Genomic DNA, 17605 nt, shown 5'->3' with positions numbered 1-17605 from the left:
CTCGTAGCGTGAAAAGGGTGAATGACTATCCCAGCAGGGAGAGCACATTGGCGATCTTGTTGTCGAGTTCGGCCCACTCGGCGACAGGCTCGGAACCGGCGACAATGCCGGCACCGGCAAACAGGGTGACGCTGCCCGGCTGAATACGGGCGCTGCGAATGGCGACCGAGAACTCGGAGGTCTCCCGACTCAGCATGCCGCAGGCTCCGGCGTACCAGCCCCGATCGTAGGGCTCGAACTCGCGGATAAAGGCGAGCGCTGCCTCGCGCGGAGCGCCGCCCACCGCCGGCGTCGGGTGGAGGGCGTCGAGCAGCTGCCAGTCGCAGACCCCGGGCTTGAGCTCGGCTTCGATATCGCACTTGAGGTGTTGCAGCAGTCGCAGTTTGAGAATGCGCGGCTCGGTCAGGGTGGCATCATGGGTCAGTGGCGCCAGACGGCTGAGGATGTCGGCGTGTACCAGCCGGTTCTCCAGCCGGTTCTTGCTGTCGGCCAGTAGCTCGGCGGCAAGTTGGGCATCCACCTCTTCATCGCCGGAGCGGCGAATGGTGCCCGCCAGCGCTTCGGTAAAGAGGTGGCGATCTTCCCGGCGGTAGAGCCGCTCGGGAGAGCAGGCGATAAAGGCCTGCTCGGGGGAGAATTGAAAACCGAAGTGGAAGCAGTCCTGGGCGTGGCGGGCCCACTGGTCGAGCATGGCCCAGGGATTGATATCTGCATCGTGGTTCGGACTGGTCAGCATGCTCTCCCGCGACAGCACCACCTTGGGAGTGTTGGCCTGAAAATCGGGGGCAGTGACGCGCTCCACCAGCGTCTGCCACTGGGCGGGGCCGGGGCAATCCTGTCGCTGCCAGGGCTGCTTTTGCAGGGCGGGCAGCGGGGCTTCCGGGCGCAGGGCATCGAGGGCGGCGTCGGCCGCCTGCAGTTCGGCCTCGAGATTGTCGTCATCCAGCCAGAGGTTGAGGCAGAGACTGACGCACTCGCCACGGCGCACCAGCTCGATGCGGGGCAGCACGAAACGGCAGGGGCCAAACCCTTGCCAGCCGGATTGGGCCGGATCGAACGCCAGTCCGCCATAGTAGCGAGGGCTGTCGTCATGATGCTGGTTGGCTGTGTTAGTGCACACCTGCTTGATGGCGTGCGGTTCGGTCAGTTCATGGATAGCGCCCAGCGCGACATACTCGGGACGAGCTTCTCCACGGGCCTGCCAGTAGATGCGGGGATAGAGGGTTTGCGCCGCGAGCCAGCCCAGAAAGGAGCGGATTTCGATCGCCACTCGCAACCGTACGAAGCCGCTGACGTTGCTGTGACGCAGGGCGTCCAGTTGTTGCTTGATATGGGTCTGAGCCAACATGGATTCTTTTCTGAGCCGGGTAGTAACGAGCGATCCGGTAGCTGGATGCCGTAGGTTTATGCCAAAGAGCGATGATTTCCTATATATTATCTGCCCATTCGTCCATGTAAATCGCCCGCGGGAGCTTCACTCTCCGGGGCCAAGTATACCCAAATCCGGTTCGATAACCCTTAACACGATCAATATCCGATTGTTTGGCCATCACAAAATGACAAATACCTTCTCTGTTTGGTTGCTGGCGGCGCGTTTGCGAACATTGCCGCTCGCCTGCTCTTCCATCCTGCTGGGCTCGGGGCTGGCTGCCAGTCGTGGTGCCTTCGATGGCACCATCATGGCGCTCTCCCTGCTGACCGCCATCCTGCTGCAGATCCTCTCCAATCTGGCCAACGATTACGGCGATGCGGTCTCCGGCGCCGACAACGGTGAGCGGATCGGCCCGCAGCGGGCGGTGGTCTCCGGCCTTATCACCAAAAAGCAGATGTGCGTGGCGATGGGGTTGACCGCGCTGGCGGCGGTGGCCAGTGGCCTGCTGCTGCTCGGCTGCGCCTTCGGTGGCCAGTGGCTGCAGATTTTGGCATTTGTGGTGCTGGGTGGCGCGGCCATTGTCGCGGCGGTGACCTACACCGTCGGCAAGACTCCTTACGGCTATCGCGGGTTTGGCGATATCTCGGTGTTCTTATTCTTCGGTCTGTTGGGGGTGCTCGGCTCCTACTACCTCTTCACCAAGACGCTGGAGTGGGATCTGCTGCTACCCGCCACCGCCTGTGGCCTGCTGGCGACCGCCGTGCTCAATATCAACAATGTGCGCGACATCGAGACCGACGCCGCCAGCGGCAAGATCACCCTGGCAGTGCGCCTTGGCCGCAACCGCGCCATCGCTTATCACTGGGTACTGCTGGGGGCGGCGCTGCTGGCCACCATCGTCTTTATCCTGACCCAGCCCGCCAGTTTCTGGCCGTGGATCTTCTTGCCCGCCATGAAGCCTCTCAGCGATGCGGCCAAGACTCTTCGGGAAAGCTACGATGGCGAGGTGCTGACCGGTTCCCTCAAGAAGACCGCCATCAGCGCGTTTCTGTTCAGCCTGCTGCTCTCCATCGGGTTGGCGCTCTCCTGACCGCTGGTCGCAGCGCACCAAGGTGAACAATACAAAGGGCTCCCGAGATGGGAGCCCTTTTTGGTTTTGGCCGGTTTAGCTGGCGCGCACCACCCTGAGAGGGCGGCGGGAGAAGAGCAGGGTATCCAGCAGCCAGATGGCGACCATGGAGGCGCCCACCAGCGGGAAGGCGATCCCCAGCAGGATAAGCAGGGTGATGGCACCTCGCATCGGCGGGAGTTTGGCAGGCAGCGGCGGCGCGGCGAGACGGCCCTGCGGACGACGGCACCACCAGATCCACAGACCACTCACGGCGCTGGCCAGCACCATCAGGCAGATGATTAGCATGGCGAGCTGATGGGGCCAGCCGTAGAGCTTGCCCATGTGCAGCATGACGCCGCTCTCCACCGTCTTGGCAACCGTGCCGTAATCCTGCCAGCGCACATCGGCCAGCACCTTGCCGCTGTATTGATCGATATGCAGGGTGGCGTCGTTGCGCGGATCATCGGCAAACAGGGCGATGGTGTAGACGCCTGTGGCGCCGACCGGCGGGGTGATGCTGTAACCCGGTTGGACTCCCCGCTCATGGGCGATCTCGACCACCCGTTGCAGCGGGATCCGCTGGCTTGCCATCACCACTCCCTCGTGCTCGCCGTGGTTCATGGCACCGTGATCGTGCCCCTCATCAACTGGCTGCGAGCTGGGCATGGGGGTGTTCTCCACCGCCCAGGGAACCGTCTGCTCGTGGGCCTGATTCAGGGTGCGGGCCAGCGGCGCCGATTTGGGCACCTCGTTCCACATGGCGGCGGGGAAGCGGTTCCAGACTGCGGCAAACTGATCGCCCCAGAAACCGGTCCAGGTCATGCCACTCAAGAGCAGCAGCAACAGGAAACCTGCGCCCCAGAAGCCGATAACGGCGTGCAGATCGCGCCACCAGAGGCGGCCACGCTGGCTGACTCTGGGCCAGAGAATACCGCCCACGCCGGGCCCCTTGCGCGGCCACCAGAGATAGAGGCCGCTCAGCAGCAGTACCAGCCCCCAGCCTGCGGCCAGTTCGATCAGCCGATCCCCCGTGGTGCCGAGCAGCAGGTCGGCGTGCAGGGAGCGAGCCACCGCTTGCAGATTCCACTTGTTATCCATGGTGCCGAGCAGGGCGCCGCTGGCGGGATCCATAAACAGGGTCAGTTCCTGTTCACCCCGATTGACGATGAACTGAGCGCTCAGGTCGGGAGCGGCAGGCGGCAGGTATTTACGCAGGCTGGCATCGGGCATGGTCATCATCGCCTTGGCCAGCAGTTGGTCGGCACTCAGGGTCTGGCTGGCGGGGGCGACCTTCATCAACTCGGGGTACATCAGGTTGTCGAGCTGGGGTTTGAACAGATAGACGATCCCGGTCAGTGACAGCAGGATCAGGAAAGGGGCGACAAAGAGACCGGCGTAGAAGTGCCAGCGCCAGATCCGTTGGTAATGACTCGAGTCCCTGTTTTTCATTGCACATCCTTGTTGGGGTGCCAAACCTTTCGGCTGGTGGAATGTTTGTGGCGGCGCGGATAATAGCAGTAACGTTTCGTTAACTGCAATCACACATCTCGAGACCGATTCAGTGCGGGATGTCGGTAACATGAGGTGCCAACGGTTTGCCGGATAGGATTAGCACGCTTTGGGAAAAGCCTGTTTGCTGCTGGACTTTTCCTTATAAATTATTACCTTGTGGTAACAATTTGCAGGCGATGGTGGTGGTAACGGAATGGGAGCAGTCATGCAGCCACATGGGCAATTTGACATGGAGCGCAGGGGTCAGATGCTGATCTGCCGCCCGAGTGGCCCCTTCAATCTGGCTGGTGCCATGGCCTATGAGGCGCGCTTTCGTCACGAACTGGCCGGATTGATGGATGGCCCCTGGGGGATTGTCGAGGTCGCGACCGAGTTTGAAGCGGCCGGGCCCGAGGTGCTGGCCCGTTTTCGTCGCCAGTTTGGCTGGTGTGCCGAGAGTGGCTGTCAGTTTCTGGCGGTGGTTTTCGTAGGGGGCTTCAAGCGCTATCTGGCGGATAACATCTTCAAGGGATTACCCTTTCGGGCGGTACGTTACTTCGAGCAGGAGGCAGCGGCCATCCAGTGGCTGGGGGAGCAGCTCAACATCGCTCCCTGTGAACCTGCGAGCGCTTGACCACCCCGCTCACCGCGTGGACGGGTTTTACTCCAGCTTGATAAACCACTTGTCCCGCTCGTCAACGCAGTCGGGTTCACCCATTTCGAATTCGCGGCAGATCAGCGGTCGTACCTCGTAGATACGGCACATCATGGTGTTGCGGTCGAGGGCGGCGCACCAGCCATCGTCCAGCCGGCGCATGACCGGTATCTCGCCATCCCGTTCCAGTACATAACGGTCCGGCACGCCGGTATCGGTAAAGAGCATCACTTCGAGGCGGCAGCAGCAGGCTTCGCAGTTCTGGCAGCTCACATCGGTTTGGATTGCTTGGGTCATGGTGCCTGTCTTGCCGCATGGCGGCATCGGAGATATGAAACAGGCGCCTGTCAGGCGCCTGTGGTCTGGCTAACGGCTTGCAAAAAACCTTAGCCCAGTTTGCGGGCGCGGTAGCTGCGACCCTTGATCTTGCCTTCCTGCAACCGCTTGAGGGCGGCGCTCGCCACGCTGCGCTTCACGGCGACGTAGGAGTACTGCTCGGAGATCTGGATCTTGCCGACATCGGCGCCGGCAATGCCGCCTTCACCGGTCAGGGCACCCAGAATGTCACCGGCCCGCACCTTGGTCTTGCGGCCTGCATCGATGGAGAGGGTCACCATCTGCGGGGCGATCGGCTTGATGTCGCGGCCGATGCTGTCGAGATCACCCAGCGGCATCGGAGCCTGCTGGTACTCTTCGATGAAGTTGACGCGCTGGGCTTCGTTCGGCTGATAGAGACTCAGGGCCAGACCCTGCTGGCCGGCACGACCGGTACGGCCGATGCGGTGCACGTGCACTTCGGGATCATAGGTCAGCTCGTAGTTGATGACGGCGCCCAGCTCCTTGATGTCGAGGCCGCGGGCCGCCACATCGGTGGCCACCAGAATGGTGGCGCTGCCGTTGGCAAAGCGCACCAGCACCTGATCCCGCTCGCGCTGCTCCAGATCGCCATTCAGCGCCAGCGCCGAGAAGCCCTTGGCGGCCAGATGGTCTGCCACGTCGTTACAGGCGCGCTTGGTGTTGCAGAACACCACGCAGGAGCTGGGCTGGTAGTGACTCAGCAGCCAGGTGAGGGCGTCGAGGCGCTGGCCGGCAGGCACTTCGTAGAGCTTCTGTTCGATGGCGCTCCCCTCGTGCAGTGACTCCACGCTCACCTCGACCGGATTGCGCTGCACGCCGCGGCTCATCTGGGCGATCCCTTCCGGATAGGTCGCGGAGAAGAGCAGGGTCTGACGCTGCTGGGGGGCATAGCTGATGACCCGGTTGATATCTTCGCCAAAGCCCATGTCCAGCATGCGATCCGCTTCATCCAGCACCAGCGTCTTGAGGCCGGATAGCTCCAGCGTGCCCTGCTCCAGATGCTTGAGAATACGACCCGGGGTGCCGACGGCAATGTGTGCACCAAAGCTCAGGGTGGCGGACTGAGGTGCGGTCGGGGTGCCGCCGCACAGGGTCACCAGCTTGACGTTGGGCAGGGCACGCGCCAGACGACGGATCTCCTGAGCCACCTGATCCGCCAGTTCGCGGGTCGGGCAGAGCACCAGCGCCTGCACTTCGAGGCGGTTGACGTTGAGCTTGGCCAGCAGGCCGAGGCCGAAGGCGGCGGTCTTGCCGCTGCCGGTTTTTGCCTTGGCGATCAGGTCTTTGCCATCGAGCACCAGGGGCAGGCTCTGGGCCTGGATCGGGGTCATCTGCAGGTAACCCAGGCTGGTGAGGTTCTCTTGCAGGGCGGGGGAGAGATTGAGGCTGCTAAATTCGCTGTTGTTCACAAAAGGACTCTATTTCGGAGAAAACGGGGATGCGCGAGCGCTAAGGCCGCGCATCATACCAGAATGTGGCACCGGATGTGGCGGATTTTTGAACGGCTGGCCACGAGGGGTCATGAAAGGTTCATTTGTTGCCAAACCGATCGCGGACGATCACCGACATAGCAATAAGGACTATTTTTCAAACACTCATCTAATTATTTATCGTGGATAAACGTTTTCTATTTTCAGTATTTTAATATAATGATTGGGAAATATCTCACGAACGGTTACTGCGCCACAGGGAATGTTGCGAAAATGCTGATGAAATATTTTCAAAGAATATGAAAACGGCGACACCACTACTCAACATGATGTTTTAAAAGGATTTATGTTATCTGTGTTGCGCGATTAATATCAGTTCATTGCACAATTAATTTAAAAACGTTTGTATTATCCTGCCTCCATAATATTGCGCGGGATTGTGATGGCTATCTGATTTTTAAATGTGCAAATGTCTATGATGGCGCCGGTCAAAAATTACAATTTACTCAGGTGCTACAGGTATGGAATACGTTCACTTTGTGCTCGGACTGGTGATGGTCCTTGCTCTCTCTCTGCTGGCGAACCGCCACAACTGGAAACAGATCAAACTGCGTTATATCGGCCAACTGCTGGTGGTCGAACTGGCGCTGGCCTGGTTCATGCTGAACTCCGAAGTGGGTCTGGCGGTGGTGGGTGGCTTCGCGGCCGGCTTCACCAAGTTGATGGAGTTTGCCAAACAGGGTACCGACTTCGTGTTCGGTGGTCTGGTCAACGAAGGGGCCTTCTCCTTCTTCCTGATGGTGCTGATGCCCATCGTCTTCATCTCCGTGCTGATCGGTATTCTGCAGTACATCCGCCTGCTGCCGCTGGTGATCCGCGGTATCGGTACCGTGCTGGCCAAGATCAACGGCATGGGCAAGCTGGAGTCTTTCAACGCCATCAGCTCGATGATCGTCGGCCAGTCCGAGAACTTCATCGCCCTCAAGAACATCCTGCCGCACCTGAACGAGAAGCAGATGTACACCCTGGCGGCGACGGCCATGTCTACCGTCTCCATGTCCATCGTCGGTGCTTACATGCAGCTGATCGAGCCGCGCTACGTGGTTGCCGCGCTGGTGCTCAACATGTTCAGTACCTTCGTCGTGCTGTCGCTTATCAACCCCTACGAGCCGGATAACTCCGTGACCGACATCAAGGCCATTGCCGAAGGTGACGAGCACCACACGCCGAAGAAAGAGAACTTCTTCGAGATGCTGGGCGAGTACATCATGGCCGGTTTCACCGTTGCCGTGATCGTGGGTGCCATGCTGGTGGGCTTCATCGCTCTGATCGCCCTGATCAACTACCTGTTCGAGATGGCATTTGGCGTGAACTTCCAGTTCGTCATGGGCTACCTCTTCTACCCGATCGCCTGGATCCTGGGCATCCCGAGTGGTGAAGCGCTGCAAGCTGGCTCCATCATGGCGACCAAGCTGGTGACCAACGAGTTTGTGGCGATGATGGATCTGGGCAAGGTGGCTGCCGAGCTCTCTCCGCGCACCGTCGGTATCCTCTCTATCTTCATGGTCTCCTTCGCCAACTTCAGCTCCATCGGCATCATCGCCGGTGCGGTAAAAGCGCTGAACGAAGAGAAGGGAAACATGGTTTCCCGCTTCGGTCTGAAGCTGGTCTACGGTTCTACCCTGGTCAGCCTGCTCTCTGCTGTTATCGCAGGCATCATGATCTGATCCTCTAGTGGTTCGCACCACGGCTTGGGCCCCTGACCTCGTCAGGGGCTTTTTTGTTTCTGGCTTACAGCTGCCAGCCGCACCACCAGCCGGCAACCAGCAGGGTGAGAGTGCAAAAGCCGGTTTCGATGGCACCGCCGCTGCGCAGCGGCCAGCCCGGCAGGCGGTAACGGCGTTTGATGGGCCAGAAGAGCGGAATGCCCGCCGGGGTGAGCCAGTCCCCCAGCAGATGGCTGAGGTAGCCGACGATAAGCGCATCCTTGACCCCCATGGGCAGGGTGCCCGGCGGCAGGCTCTGGTTCAGCCCCCAGACGGCGGCGACGACCGCCAGCAGACTGTGGGTGAAGCCGCGATGGCCGAACAGCCGCGACAGAGGTTTCGAGATCCACGGCAGTCGTTGCCCCAGCACCGATTTGGGGTGGTCGAGGTCGGGCAACAGGGCGCTGACCAGCGCGGCAGGGATGGTCTGCCACAGGCTGGCATCGGCCAGTGCCGGAGTGAGCTGCAGTTTATGGGCGATCAGGGTGCAGGTAACGGAGAAGAGCAGGTGCCCTTGGGCGGTCATGATGATTACGGCGTGGACAAGATGGCGGCGCATCTTACCAGCCTGACGGTTGTGGTCAGCTCTTATTTTAAAAATCAGGATGTTACGGCGAAAAAGCGCCCATGTTGGGCGCCTTTAGGGTCTCTTTATAGCTTGCCTTTGACCAGCCACTTGTCGAGGGCGTTGGCGAATCGTTGTTTGTCGGCAGCATTGAAGGGGGCCGGGCCGCCGGTCTGCACGCCGGCTGAACGCAGCTCTTCCATAAAGTTGCGCATGCCGAGCCGCGCCTTGATGGTCTCGCGGGTGTAGATCTCGCCGCGGGGATTGAGCGCTTCGCCACCGGCATCGATCACCCAGGAGGCGAGAGGGATGTCGCCGGTGATCACCAGATCGCCGGGTTGAACCTGCTGGGCGATGACATGATCTGCCACATCGAATCCCTTTTCCACCTGCTGGGTTTTGATGAAAGGCGAGGGGGGCACCCGCAATCCCTGATTGGCCACCAGGGTGGTGACGACCTGGGCGCGGTGGGCGGCGCGGTAGAGGATCTCCTTGACCGGAATGGGGCAGGCATCGGCATCAACCCAGATGGGCATGGCATGGTTTCCTGTAGTGAAAGCGGATAGAAAACGAGAGCGGCCATGTTAACACAGGCCTCCCTTCCCGGCGCGGGGCTGAGTCGGCCCCGGCTTTGGTGTAAGCTGGGGCCAGCATATGAAACGAGAAGGAGACGAGATGGATCGGGTGCCCGGTGAAGTGATTTATGCCCTGACCCTGGATGGCAAGGGTGGCATGGCGCCGCTGACGGCGGGAAGCGAAGTCCCGGCGGCACATCCCGGCTGGCTGCATCTGGATTACGGCAATCCCGATTCGGCGCGCTGGCTGTTGCAGACACCCTTGCTCAGCGAGGCGGCCAGGGAGTCGCTGCTCGGCCAGAGCAATCGTCCCAAGCTGGTGCGGATGGGGGAGACTGTGCTGCTGATCCTGCGCGGCATCAACCACAACAAGGATCACAGGCCCGAAGAGATGGTGGCGCTGCGCATCTTCATCACCCCGGATCTCATCATCAGCAGCCGTCGTCGTCCGCTGCTCTCCGAGCAGGATGTGTTCAACCAGCTCAAGCTGGGGGGCGGCGCCGATACCCCGGCCGACTGGCTGGTGGAGATCTGCGATGCCCTGACCGATCGGGCGGGGGAGTTTGTCGAGGAGCTGCACGACAAGATCCTCGATCTGGAGGAGATGGTGCTGATGCGCGACATGCCCGCCAATGGCCGACTGGCGCTGATCCGCAAGCAGCTCATTATGATCCGCCGCTACCTCTCGCCGCAGCGGGATCTGGTGGCGCGGCTGGCCAACGAGAAGATCAGCTGGCTGGATGAGGATGACCGCCGTCGCCTGCTCGATATCGCCGATCGACTGCGGCGCTGGCTCGATGACCTCGATGCCGGGGTGGCGCGCACCGCTGTGCTGGCAGACGAGATCAACAATCTGATGGCGGAGGCGACCAACCGCCGCGCCTACCAGATGTCGGTGATGGCGCTGCTCTTTTTGCCTGCCAGCTTCCTGACCGGTCTGTTTGGCATCAACCTCGGCGGTATCCCCGGGGCCGAGAATCCGACCGCCTTCTGGGTCTTCTGTGGTTCACTGGTGGCGCTGGCAAGCGGGCTGGCAATCTGGCTCAAACATCGGCGCTGGTGGTAAGGAGGCATAACCCATGTGGCAATCAATTGGCCTGACCCTGCTGCTGTTGCTGGGTCATACCCTGATCCGGCGGCTGATTCACAAGAGCCTGCTGGCGCTCGGTCAGAGCAGGCAGGTGAGCGAGAACCGGGTGCTCTACGTGGCCCATGTGTTCCACTTCCTGCTCGGTTGCGCCACCTTGCTGGTGCTGGCCGGGGTGTGGGGGCTCGACTTCTCCCGACTGGTGGTGCTCGCCTCCTCCTTCTTTGCGGTATTGGGGGTCGCCATGGTCGCCCAGTGGTCGATCCTCTCCAACATCACCGCCAGCATCACCATCTTCTTCGCCTTCCCCTACAAGATTGGCGACCGGATCCGCATCCTCGACAAGGATGATTCGGTCACCGGCGTCATCACCGAGATTGGCCTCTTCTATGTGCGGGTGCGTGATGACAACGGCGATCTGGTCACCTATCCGGCCAACCTGATCCTGCAAAAGCCGGTCAGAAAGCTGGAGGGCAAGGTGGCGGAACCGCTACAACCGGAATAGAAAGCAACCGGATTAACAAAAGGCTCCCTCGGGAGCCTTTTTAGTGTGCGGTGGGTGGGGCTAGCGTTCGAAGAAGCGGTAGAGGTGCTCCACCTGAACCGGGCAGTCGGCCACCTGATGCAGATGTTCGCGGGCCTGCTCGACGGTGCCGAAGCTGACCGGGCAGCCGAGGGTGTCGGTCAGCTCGTAGAGGGCGCCATCCTTGCCTCTGAATTCGATGATCCATCCGGGGATGGCCACGTCGTGGAGGATTTCGGCCTCTTGCAGGATCTGTTGCTGATAGAGCTTACGAAGTTCACTGACTGTCATGATGCTCTCCTGTGGGGAATTTCCAGCTCCAGTCTATGCCTGCCCTTTATATGCGGCAACGGGATCATCCCCGCAGGACCTCCCATGCCCAGCGGATGCGGACAAAAGTCTCGGCATTGCCGCCCCGATCCGGATGGTGTTGCAGTGCCAGCTCCCGCCAGCGGCGGCGGATCGCCTCCTGACTCGCCCCCTCATTCAACTCGAACAGGGCCAGCGCCTCGGCTTTGTGTCCCTCTCCGTCATAAGCGCACCAGAAGCGGTTGAGCAGGGCCTCCACTTCGGCACGATCGGTCTGCCAGAACACCTGCCAGTCGAGATAGTAGCTACGCAGATTTTCGCCAAGGGCAAAGCCGTGGCTAGCCTCCGAGCTCCCGACCAGTGGTTCGAGCCGGATATCCAGGGTGCTGATCACCAGCCACCAACCCTCTTCATAAAGCTCGGCCTGCAGCTGGTAGAGGGCGTTCATGATCAGGAAGTTGACCCGAAACAGCTGCAACTGCTCGTCGTCGGTCAGCCGGGGGATCGCTCCCTGCTGGCGCAGAGCGGCCATCAGCTCATGCACCTTGTAGCTGCCCGCCGCCTGCTGCAGCAGCACCAGCAGAGGGGCGATCAGCGGATTGTTGTTGGCTTCGTTCATTCGGCGCCCTGCTCTCTGGGTGGCTGCAGGGCGATCAGCAGCTCACCCGCCTGCGGAGTGACGGGGCCGGTAACGATCTGGGGCTTGCCCTTGCCATCCATGATGAACAGCGGGATGGCGCCGGGATTGGCGGTCTGATACTGGGCCCAGTCGAACGCCTCGCTCAGGCGGGTCGCCTTGATCTGGCCACCCCGGCTCAGCAGGCCGCTCAGCCGGGCATAGTTGATGTCGGGGCCGAACAGGTTCTGGCGAGCGCGAAAGGTGGCACTCTCCCGGTTGGCCTTGCCGTGTTGCTCGCTGGATCGCAGGGAGTAGACCTGCTCCTCGCCGTAGAGGTGGGCAAAGTGCAGCACCCCGAGGGCGTTGTTGTGGCGGTTGGGGGAGAGCGCCAGCACGGTACTGATGCTGGTGAGCGGCAGGTGCAGCTCGGCATGTTCTGACTGGGGGTTGCCGAAGTAGCAGGGGAGGTTGCTCATCCGCGCCTGTTTGCAGAACTCCCAGGCGGGATCGCAGAGTTGCACCGGCACCCCCTGATCCGCCAGCGCCTTGCCAATGGCCCGCGCCACCGAGTTGGCCCCTATGATGAGCCAGGTGTTGGGGGCGCTCTGGCGCATCTTGAGCAGGCTGGCCAGCGGTGCCGAGGTGAGGCTCTGCAACACCACAGTAGAGATGATCACTGCAAATACCAGCGGCACCAGCTTGTCGGCATCGGGGATCTCGGCCTGATGCAGGCTGATGGCAAACGAGGCGCTGACCGCTGCCGCGACTATGCCGCGCGGGGCGATCCAGCTCAGCAGGGCGCGAGCTCGCCAGGAGAGATCCGAGCCCCAGGTCGAGACCAGAATACAGAGCGGACGAGCTACGAATTGCACCACGCAGAGCAGCGCCAGCACCATGGGGCCGAGCTGCCAGAGCTGGGCCAGATCGAGGCGGGCCGCCAGCAGGATAAACAGGCTGGAGATAAGGATGACCGCGAGATCTTCCTTGAACGCCAGCACCTCCTCCAGATCCAGTCCCTCCTGATTGGCGAGCCAGATGCCGAACACGGTCACCGCCAGCAGGCCAGATTCGTGGCTCAGCCAGTTGGAGAGGCTGAAGGTGACCAGCACCAGCGCCAGCACGCCGAACTTGTGCAGGCTGACCGGCAGCCAGTCCTTGCGAATGAGCAGGGTGGTGAGCCAGCCTGCCGCCACCCCGATCAGGGAGCCGACCAGCACTGTCTTGCCCAGCGCCAGCAGGGTATGGCTGATGAGATCCCCCTGACTGCCGAGACGCACCGCCTCGAACACCAGCACCGCAAACAGGGCGCCGATGGGGTCGATGACGATCCCCTCCCAGCGCAGGATGCGGTCCACCTCCCGGGTGGGGCGGATCACGTTGAGCATGGGGGCGATCACCGTCGGGCCCGTTACCACCAGCACAGCGCCGAGCATGGTGGCGACCCGCCAGTCCAGCCCCAGCAGGAAGTAACCGGCGCTGCCGATGACGGCGAAACTGACCAGCATGCCGGTGGAGCAGAGATTGCGCACCACCTTGCCGATCCCCTTGAGCTCGGCCAGATGGAGGGTCAGCGCCCCCTCGAACAGGATGATGGCTACCGACAGGGAGACCAGCGGAAACAGCAGATCCCCGAGCAGGGCATCGGGGTCGAGCAGGCCGCTGACCGGGCCCAGAGTCAGGCCGGTGAGCAGCAGAAACAGGATGGCGGGTACCCGCAGCGACCAGGCGAGCCATTGGGCCAGCACGGAGACCAGGGCGATCCCGGCCAGAGAGAGGGCAATCATGCAGACCTCGATTCAGGCAGTGAGTATGGAGCTAGTGTAGTGGCTAAGTTGGTCAGATTGACACCTGAAGGAGCGTGCATCATGGCCGGGATGGGGAGATGTGCGACAGTCGGCGTCATGGTGGCTGGCGGTGGTGTGCAGGGCGCCAGCCAGACGCCAACCGTGGTGATGGGGTGGCCTCGGGGCCGGATTAGATGGGGCTCTCCTTGTGGAGCTCGCCGACACAGTCGGCCAGCGCCAGTACCAGTGCGGAGCGCACCATCTGATCGAGCCGGTTGAGCTGCATCTGGTAGAAGGCCCAATCCTCTTCGCTGGCGGGGGGCTCCAGCTTCATCATGCCGCCCTGATTGACCCCGTGCAGGCGGTCGAGCAGATCGCGGATCGGCTTGTCGCTGAAGCGGTAATCCTTGGGGTCGCGCACCAGAAAGTCGCGGATCTTGATATAGGCTTCGATATCCTGATAGCGCTCGAGTGAGATGAGGCCGAGGGCGAAGATGAGCTTGAGGCGCACCTCCAGCTGGCCGAGGGGGCCGCTCTGGTTGAGCAGGGGTTCGATGGCGTATTTGACGGCATACTCCTCCTGACGGAACGCGCGTCGCATCAGGGAGTCGACCGCCTCTTCCAGGATGGTCACGGCTTCGAGAAAGAAGCCGCGGGGGCCATCCTGCTCGTTCAGTCGTTCCAGTACTTCATCTTCCTGGTGTGTGGTCATAGGTGCATTGGGTCCAGCTGACAGGGAGAGAGTGGGCCTCTCTCCCGGTTTTTATCATATGGGGCACATTCCCTTGCCATTCAAGCGCTTGGCGCGCTATCAGTGGTGGCTGAATGCGCCGCAAGCAGGGTCATTACAGGGTTTCGTAACGGGCGACGATGGCGCGAACCACCTCGCTCTCTTCATCCAGTCCGGTTACGCGGGCCAACGCTTTGGCCGGGCCAAGCTCCGCCAGCAGGGCTTGCAACTCCACCGCCTGCGGATCATCGGCATTGCGATAGTGGAGCGCCGCGGCGATCCCCTCCTGCAACTGCTCGTTGGGCAGGCCGTACTCCAGGGTGCCGAGCAGCGGCTTCACCAGTCGATCCCCCGCCGCCAGCTTGCGCAGCGGCTGACGGCCGACCCGGTCAATCTCGTCCACCAGATAGGGGTTGGCGAAGCGGGCCAGGATCTTCTCGATATAGGCGGCGTGCAGACGCGGGTCGAAGCCGTAGCGTTTTACCAGCACGGCACCGCTCTCCTCCATGGCGCGGCGTACCTTGCTGCGGATCACCGGATCCTCGATCGCCTCGCGCACTGTGCGGTAGCCCCGCAGTTTGCCGAGGTAGGCGGTGACGATGTGGCCGGTGTTGAGGGTGAACAGCTTGCGCTCGACGAAGGCCATCAGGTTGTCGGTGGGCTCCATGCCCGCCACCTGTGGCAGCTCCCCCTTGAACTGGGTCTGGTCGACGATCCACTCGCTGAAGCTCTCTACCGTCACTTCCAGCGGGTCATCGTTGGCAGCCGCGGCGGGCGGCACGATGCGATCCACCGCTGAGTCGACGAAGCCGATACAGGATTCGAGCGTGGCATGATACGCGACCGGCAGGTACTTGAGTACCTCCCGCTTGAGGTGGCTGGTGCCGCGCACCATGTTTTCGCAGGCGATGACGTTGAGCGGAGTCAGGTTGCCGGCATCGAAACGGGCCTGCAGCCCCTTGGCCAGGGTGCTGGCAATCTTGTCCAGAATGTTGGGGCCCACTGCCGTGGTGACCAGATCTGCGGTGATGATGCGGGCGATCACCTCGTGACCGGCGGAGCTCACCGCCGCCACGTTGCGCACCACATCCAGCTTCTGATCCGCCCCTACTACATGGACCTTGTACTCCTGACGGTGGTTGAGCTGGTCGATCAGGGTGTCGTTGACGTCGGCGAAGGTGACCTGATGGCTGGCATCCGCCAGCACTTTGCCGATAAAGCCGCGACCGATGTTACCAGCACCAAAATGCAATGTTTTCATGATATTAACCTCTTGAACCAAAGACGATGAAAGATGATTACGCAGCCTGTTCGGCACCCAGCAGATCCAGGAAGGCCTGGGGATCCGTGGTGCTGGCCAGCCGGTCGATGAGACCGGGTTCATCCAGTGCATTGGTCAGGCGGGTTATCACCTGCATATGTTCGTCGTTGCGGGCGGCGATGCCGATCACCAGCCGCGCTACCTCATCGGCAGCCTCGCCAAAGGCGACCCCGGCCGGGTACTGGCAGATGACGATGCCGGTACGCTTCACAAACTCCTTGGCGGCGATGGTGCCGTGAGGCACGGCGATGGATTCGCCGAGGTAGGTTGAGACCAGCTGTTCCCGCTCCAGCATGGCGTTGACGTAGTCGGGCGCCACGTAGCCCCGCTCCGCCAGCAGTCTTCCTGCAGTCAGGATGGCGGCCTCCTTGCTGTCGGCTTTCAGTCCCAGATGCACGTCATGACGGCTCAGGGTAAAGACTTCGGCTGCCTGCGGCTCATAGCTGTCGTCGTTGGCCGCCACCAGCAGCTGCGGGTTGGCGACATCATCGTTGGCAGCGCGGCTCAGGCTCTGTACCAGCTCCTGATAGAGGCCGTTGTCGAGGAAGTTGGTGAGCGAGATATGGTGAGCGTTCGGCGCATGGCGACGGGCCCGTTCGGTCAGATCCTTGTGGGTGATGACCCAGTCCACCTGATCGTCGAGCTGATCGATGGCGCGGTTGGTGACGCTGATATCGAGCCCGGCGGCCTGTACCCGCTTGCGCAGCATGCCGGCGCCCATGGCGCTGGAACCCATGCCCGCATCGCAGGCCACTACGATATTGCGCACTGCCATCAGTTCGCCGCCCGGCTTCTTGGCCGCTGCAGTTTCTGGCTTGCCGCCCTTCATGGCTTTCATCTTGCGAGTGGCTTCACTGAGGGCATCGGCCTCGTCGGCTTCCGGCTGCTGGGCGCGAACGAACACGGCGGCGACCAGGAAGGAGACCAGAGTGGCGCTGATGATGGAGAGGGCGACCCCGATCAGGGAGGCTTTCGGCGTCATCAGCAGCACGGCGAAGATGGAACCCGGTGAGGCAGGGGAGACCAGACCTGCGTTGAACAGGGTCAGGGTAAAGACCCCGGTCATGCCACCGGCGATCACCGCCAGAATGAGGCGCGGGTTCATCAGCACATACGGGAAGTAGATCTCGTGGATGCCGCCGAAGAAGTGAATGATGGAGGCACCTGCAGCGGACTGCTTGGCCGCACCACGACCGAACACCATGTAGGCCAGCAGCACACCCATGCCCGGGCCCGGGTTCGCTTCAATCAGGAAGAAGATAGAGCTGCCGTGCTCGGTCGCCTGCTGGATCCCCAGCGGCGAGAAGATGCCGTGGTTGATGGCGTTGTTGAGGAACAGGATCTTGGCCGGTTCAACGAAGATGGAGGTGAGCGGCAGCATGTGGTTTTCCACCAGGAAGCCGACGCCACCGGCCAGCATGCCGGAGAGCACCTTGACGAAGGGGCCAATCACGAAGAAGGCGAGGATGGCCAGCAGCATGCCGATAAGCCCGGCGGAGAAGTTGTTGACCAGCATCTCGAAGCCGCTCTTGACGCGACCGTCCATCGCCTTGTCGAAGCGCTTGATGGCCCAGCCACCGAGCGGGCCGACCATCATGGCTCCCATGAACATGGGGATATCGGTTCCCACGATGACACCCATGGTGGTGATGGCACCGACCACGCCGCCGCGCTCACCGCCCATCAGTTTGCCGCCGGTGTAGCCAATCAGCAGCGGCAGCAGGTAGGTGATCATGGGGCCGACCAGCTTGGCCAAGGTTTCATTGGGCAGCCAGCCGGTGGGGATGAAGAGGGCGGTGATAAAGCCCCAGGCGATAAAGGCGCCTATGTTGGGCATGACCATATTGGACAGGAAGCGTCCAAAATTCTGTATCTTGACTTTGGTATCCGGTGATAACATGTCGGGACCC

At 61.6% G+C, this 17605-nt stretch carries 17 protein-coding genes; 5 read left to right on the top strand and 12 right to left on the bottom strand.

Annotated features, from left to right (window positions below):
• Nucleotides 1-25 precede the first annotated feature (25 nt).
• On the bottom strand, nt 26-1348 hold the full coding sequence (locus tag OKB77_RS14180) for an isochorismate synthase (protein WP_123172305.1): 1323 nt from the start codon (nt 1346-1348) through the stop codon (nt 26-28).
• Between the two features lie 208 nt (nt 1349-1556).
• Here OKB77_RS14180 and OKB77_RS14175 point away from each other — a divergent pair, with 208 nt between their 5' ends.
• Nucleotides 1557-2462, top strand: a complete 906-nt coding sequence (locus OKB77_RS14175; protein WP_164461673.1) for a 1,4-dihydroxy-2-naphthoate polyprenyltransferase — start codon at nt 1557-1559, stop codon at nt 2460-2462.
• A 75-nt stretch (nt 2463-2537) separates the two neighbouring features.
• Here OKB77_RS14175 and OKB77_RS14170 read toward each other — a convergent pair whose 3' ends face one another.
• Nucleotides 2538-3932, bottom strand: a complete 1395-nt coding sequence (locus OKB77_RS14170; RefSeq protein ID WP_123172307.1) for a PepSY-associated TM helix domain-containing protein — start codon at nt 3930-3932, stop codon at nt 2538-2540.
• A gap of 268 nt (nt 3933-4200) precedes the next feature.
• On the opposite strand from OKB77_RS14170, the gene OKB77_RS14165 reads away from it, so the two are divergent.
• Nucleotides 4201-4608, top strand: coding sequence for a hypothetical protein (locus OKB77_RS14165; RefSeq protein WP_069554668.1), 408 nt, complete (start codon nt 4201-4203; stop codon nt 4606-4608).
• A 27-nt stretch (nt 4609-4635) separates the two neighbouring features.
• Here the strand turns inward: OKB77_RS14165 and OKB77_RS14160 are convergent, their stop codons facing one another.
• Nucleotides 4636-4926: a YkgJ family cysteine cluster protein gene (locus tag OKB77_RS14160; RefSeq protein ID WP_005335921.1), complete on the bottom strand. Its 291-nt coding sequence runs from the start codon at nt 4924-4926 to the stop codon at nt 4636-4638.
• Between the two features lie 89 nt (nt 4927-5015).
• Complete coding sequence (gene dbpA / locus OKB77_RS14155) at nt 5016-6395, bottom strand: ATP-dependent RNA helicase DbpA (RefSeq protein ID WP_005335919.1); 1380 nt, start codon at nt 6393-6395, stop codon at nt 5016-5018.
• Nucleotides 6396-6937: 542 nt separating this feature from the next.
• Between dbpA and OKB77_RS14150 the strand changes: the two genes are divergently transcribed.
• A complete protein-coding gene (locus OKB77_RS14150; RefSeq protein ID WP_005363118.1) occupies nt 6938-8143 on the top strand; it encodes a NupC/NupG family nucleoside CNT transporter in 1206 nt (401 codons plus the stop codon).
• Nucleotides 8144-8207: 64 nt separating this feature from the next.
• Here OKB77_RS14150 and OKB77_RS14145 read toward each other — a convergent pair whose 3' ends face one another.
• Both OKB77_RS14145 and OKB77_RS14140 read right to left on the bottom strand, forming a co-directional pair.
• A complete protein-coding gene (locus OKB77_RS14145; protein WP_123174108.1) occupies nt 8208-8708 on the bottom strand; it encodes a metal-dependent hydrolase in 501 nt (166 codons plus the stop codon).
• A 125-nt stretch (nt 8709-8833) separates the two neighbouring features.
• A complete protein-coding gene (locus tag OKB77_RS14140; protein ID WP_005335916.1) occupies nt 8834-9283 on the bottom strand; it encodes a YaiI/YqxD family protein in 450 nt (149 codons plus the stop codon).
• Between the two features lie 139 nt (nt 9284-9422).
• Between OKB77_RS14140 and zntB the strand changes: the two genes are divergently transcribed.
• Nucleotides 9423-10388: a zinc transporter ZntB gene (zntB, locus tag OKB77_RS14135; RefSeq protein ID WP_005341467.1), complete on the top strand. Its 966-nt coding sequence runs from the start codon at nt 9423-9425 to the stop codon at nt 10386-10388.
• 13 nt (nt 10389-10401) lie between these two features.
• Entirely contained in the window at nt 10402-10914 is a 513-nt protein-coding gene (locus OKB77_RS14130; protein WP_005354921.1) for a mechanosensitive ion channel domain-containing protein, read from the top strand.
• 60 nt (nt 10915-10974) lie between these two features.
• On the opposite strand, the gene OKB77_RS14125 is transcribed toward OKB77_RS14130, so the two are convergent.
• The 6 genes from OKB77_RS14125 to OKB77_RS14100 all read right to left on the bottom strand — a co-directional run bounded on the left by OKB77_RS14125 (nt 10975) and on the right by OKB77_RS14100 (nt 17595).
• Entirely contained in the window at nt 10975-11223 is a 249-nt protein-coding gene (locus OKB77_RS14125; RefSeq protein ID WP_005354919.1) for a hypothetical protein, read from the bottom strand.
• Nucleotides 11224-11287: 64 nt separating this feature from the next.
• Nucleotides 11288-11860: a DNA-J related domain-containing protein gene (locus OKB77_RS14120; protein WP_123172308.1), complete on the bottom strand. Its 573-nt coding sequence runs from the start codon at nt 11858-11860 to the stop codon at nt 11288-11290.
• Entirely contained in the window at nt 11857-13644 is a 1788-nt protein-coding gene (locus tag OKB77_RS14115) for a cation:proton antiporter (RefSeq protein WP_110303612.1), read from the bottom strand. The genes OKB77_RS14120 and OKB77_RS14115 overlap by 4 nt, the downstream gene beginning before the upstream one ends.
• A gap of 190 nt (nt 13645-13834) precedes the next feature.
• The gene (locus OKB77_RS14110) at nt 13835-14356 is read right to left on the bottom strand and encodes an MltR family transcriptional regulator (protein WP_005335907.1); all 522 of its coding nucleotides are present in this window, start codon (nt 14354-14356) and stop codon (nt 13835-13837) included.
• Between the two features lie 133 nt (nt 14357-14489).
• The gene (locus OKB77_RS14105; protein WP_005363105.1) at nt 14490-15635 is read right to left on the bottom strand and encodes a mannitol-1-phosphate 5-dehydrogenase; all 1146 of its coding nucleotides are present in this window, start codon (nt 15633-15635) and stop codon (nt 14490-14492) included.
• A 37-nt stretch (nt 15636-15672) separates the two neighbouring features.
• Complete coding sequence (locus tag OKB77_RS14100) at nt 15673-17595, bottom strand: PTS mannitol transporter subunit IICBA (protein ID WP_123172309.1); 1923 nt, start codon at nt 17593-17595, stop codon at nt 15673-15675.
• Nucleotides 17596-17605 lie beyond the last annotated feature (10 nt).

Origin of the sequence: Aeromonas sp. Y318-3 (genome assembly GCF_027706185.1) — a bacterium.
In the GTDB taxonomy this organism is placed as follows: domain Bacteria; phylum Pseudomonadota; class Gammaproteobacteria; order Enterobacterales; family Aeromonadaceae; genus Aeromonas; species Aeromonas veronii.
Note: the sequence above shows the minus strand (reverse complement) of the source record. Positions and strands in the feature narration are given on the sequence as shown.

Bases quoted from the DNA above. Each gene is read 5' to 3' on its own strand.
- OKB77_RS14180 (WP_123172305.1), bottom strand. From the start codon at position 1,348: ATGTTGGCTCAGACCCATATCAAGCAACAACTGGACGCCCTGCGTCAC.
- OKB77_RS14175 (WP_164461673.1), top strand. From the start codon at position 1,557: ATGACAAATACCTTCTCTGTTTGGTTGCTGGCGGCGCGTTTGCGAACA.
- OKB77_RS14170 (WP_123172307.1), bottom strand. From the start codon at position 3,932: ATGAAAAACAGGGACTCGAGTCATTACCAACGGATCTGGCGCTGGCAC.
- OKB77_RS14165 (WP_069554668.1), top strand. From the start codon at position 4,201: ATGCAGCCACATGGGCAATTTGACATGGAGCGCAGGGGTCAGATGCTG.
- OKB77_RS14160 (WP_005335921.1), bottom strand. From the start codon at position 4,926: ATGACCCAAGCAATCCAAACCGATGTGAGCTGCCAGAACTGCGAAGCC.
- OKB77_RS14150 (WP_005363118.1), top strand. From the start codon at position 6,938: ATGGAATACGTTCACTTTGTGCTCGGACTGGTGATGGTCCTTGCTCTC.
- OKB77_RS14145 (WP_123174108.1), bottom strand. From the start codon at position 8,708: ATGACCGCCCAAGGGCACCTGCTCTTCTCCGTTACCTGCACCCTGATC.
- OKB77_RS14140 (WP_005335916.1), bottom strand. From the start codon at position 9,283: ATGCCCATCTGGGTTGATGCCGATGCCTGCCCCATTCCGGTCAAGGAG.
- zntB (WP_005341467.1), top strand. From the start codon at position 9,423: ATGGATCGGGTGCCCGGTGAAGTGATTTATGCCCTGACCCTGGATGGC.
- OKB77_RS14130 (WP_005354921.1), top strand. From the start codon at position 10,402: ATGTGGCAATCAATTGGCCTGACCCTGCTGCTGTTGCTGGGTCATACC.
- OKB77_RS14125 (WP_005354919.1), bottom strand. From the start codon at position 11,223: ATGACAGTCAGTGAACTTCGTAAGCTCTATCAGCAACAGATCCTGCAA.
- OKB77_RS14120 (WP_123172308.1), bottom strand. From the start codon at position 11,860: ATGAACGAAGCCAACAACAATCCGCTGATCGCCCCTCTGCTGGTGCTG.
- OKB77_RS14115 (WP_110303612.1), bottom strand. From the start codon at position 13,644: ATGATTGCCCTCTCTCTGGCCGGGATCGCCCTGGTCTCCGTGCTGGCC.
- OKB77_RS14110 (WP_005335907.1), bottom strand. From the start codon at position 14,356: ATGACCACACACCAGGAAGATGAAGTACTGGAACGACTGAACGAGCAG.
- OKB77_RS14105 (WP_005363105.1), bottom strand. From the start codon at position 15,635: ATGAAAACATTGCATTTTGGTGCTGGTAACATCGGTCGCGGCTTTATC.
- OKB77_RS14100 (WP_123172309.1), bottom strand. From the start codon at position 17,595: ATGTTATCACCGGATACCAAAGTCAAGATACAGAATTTTGGACGCTTC.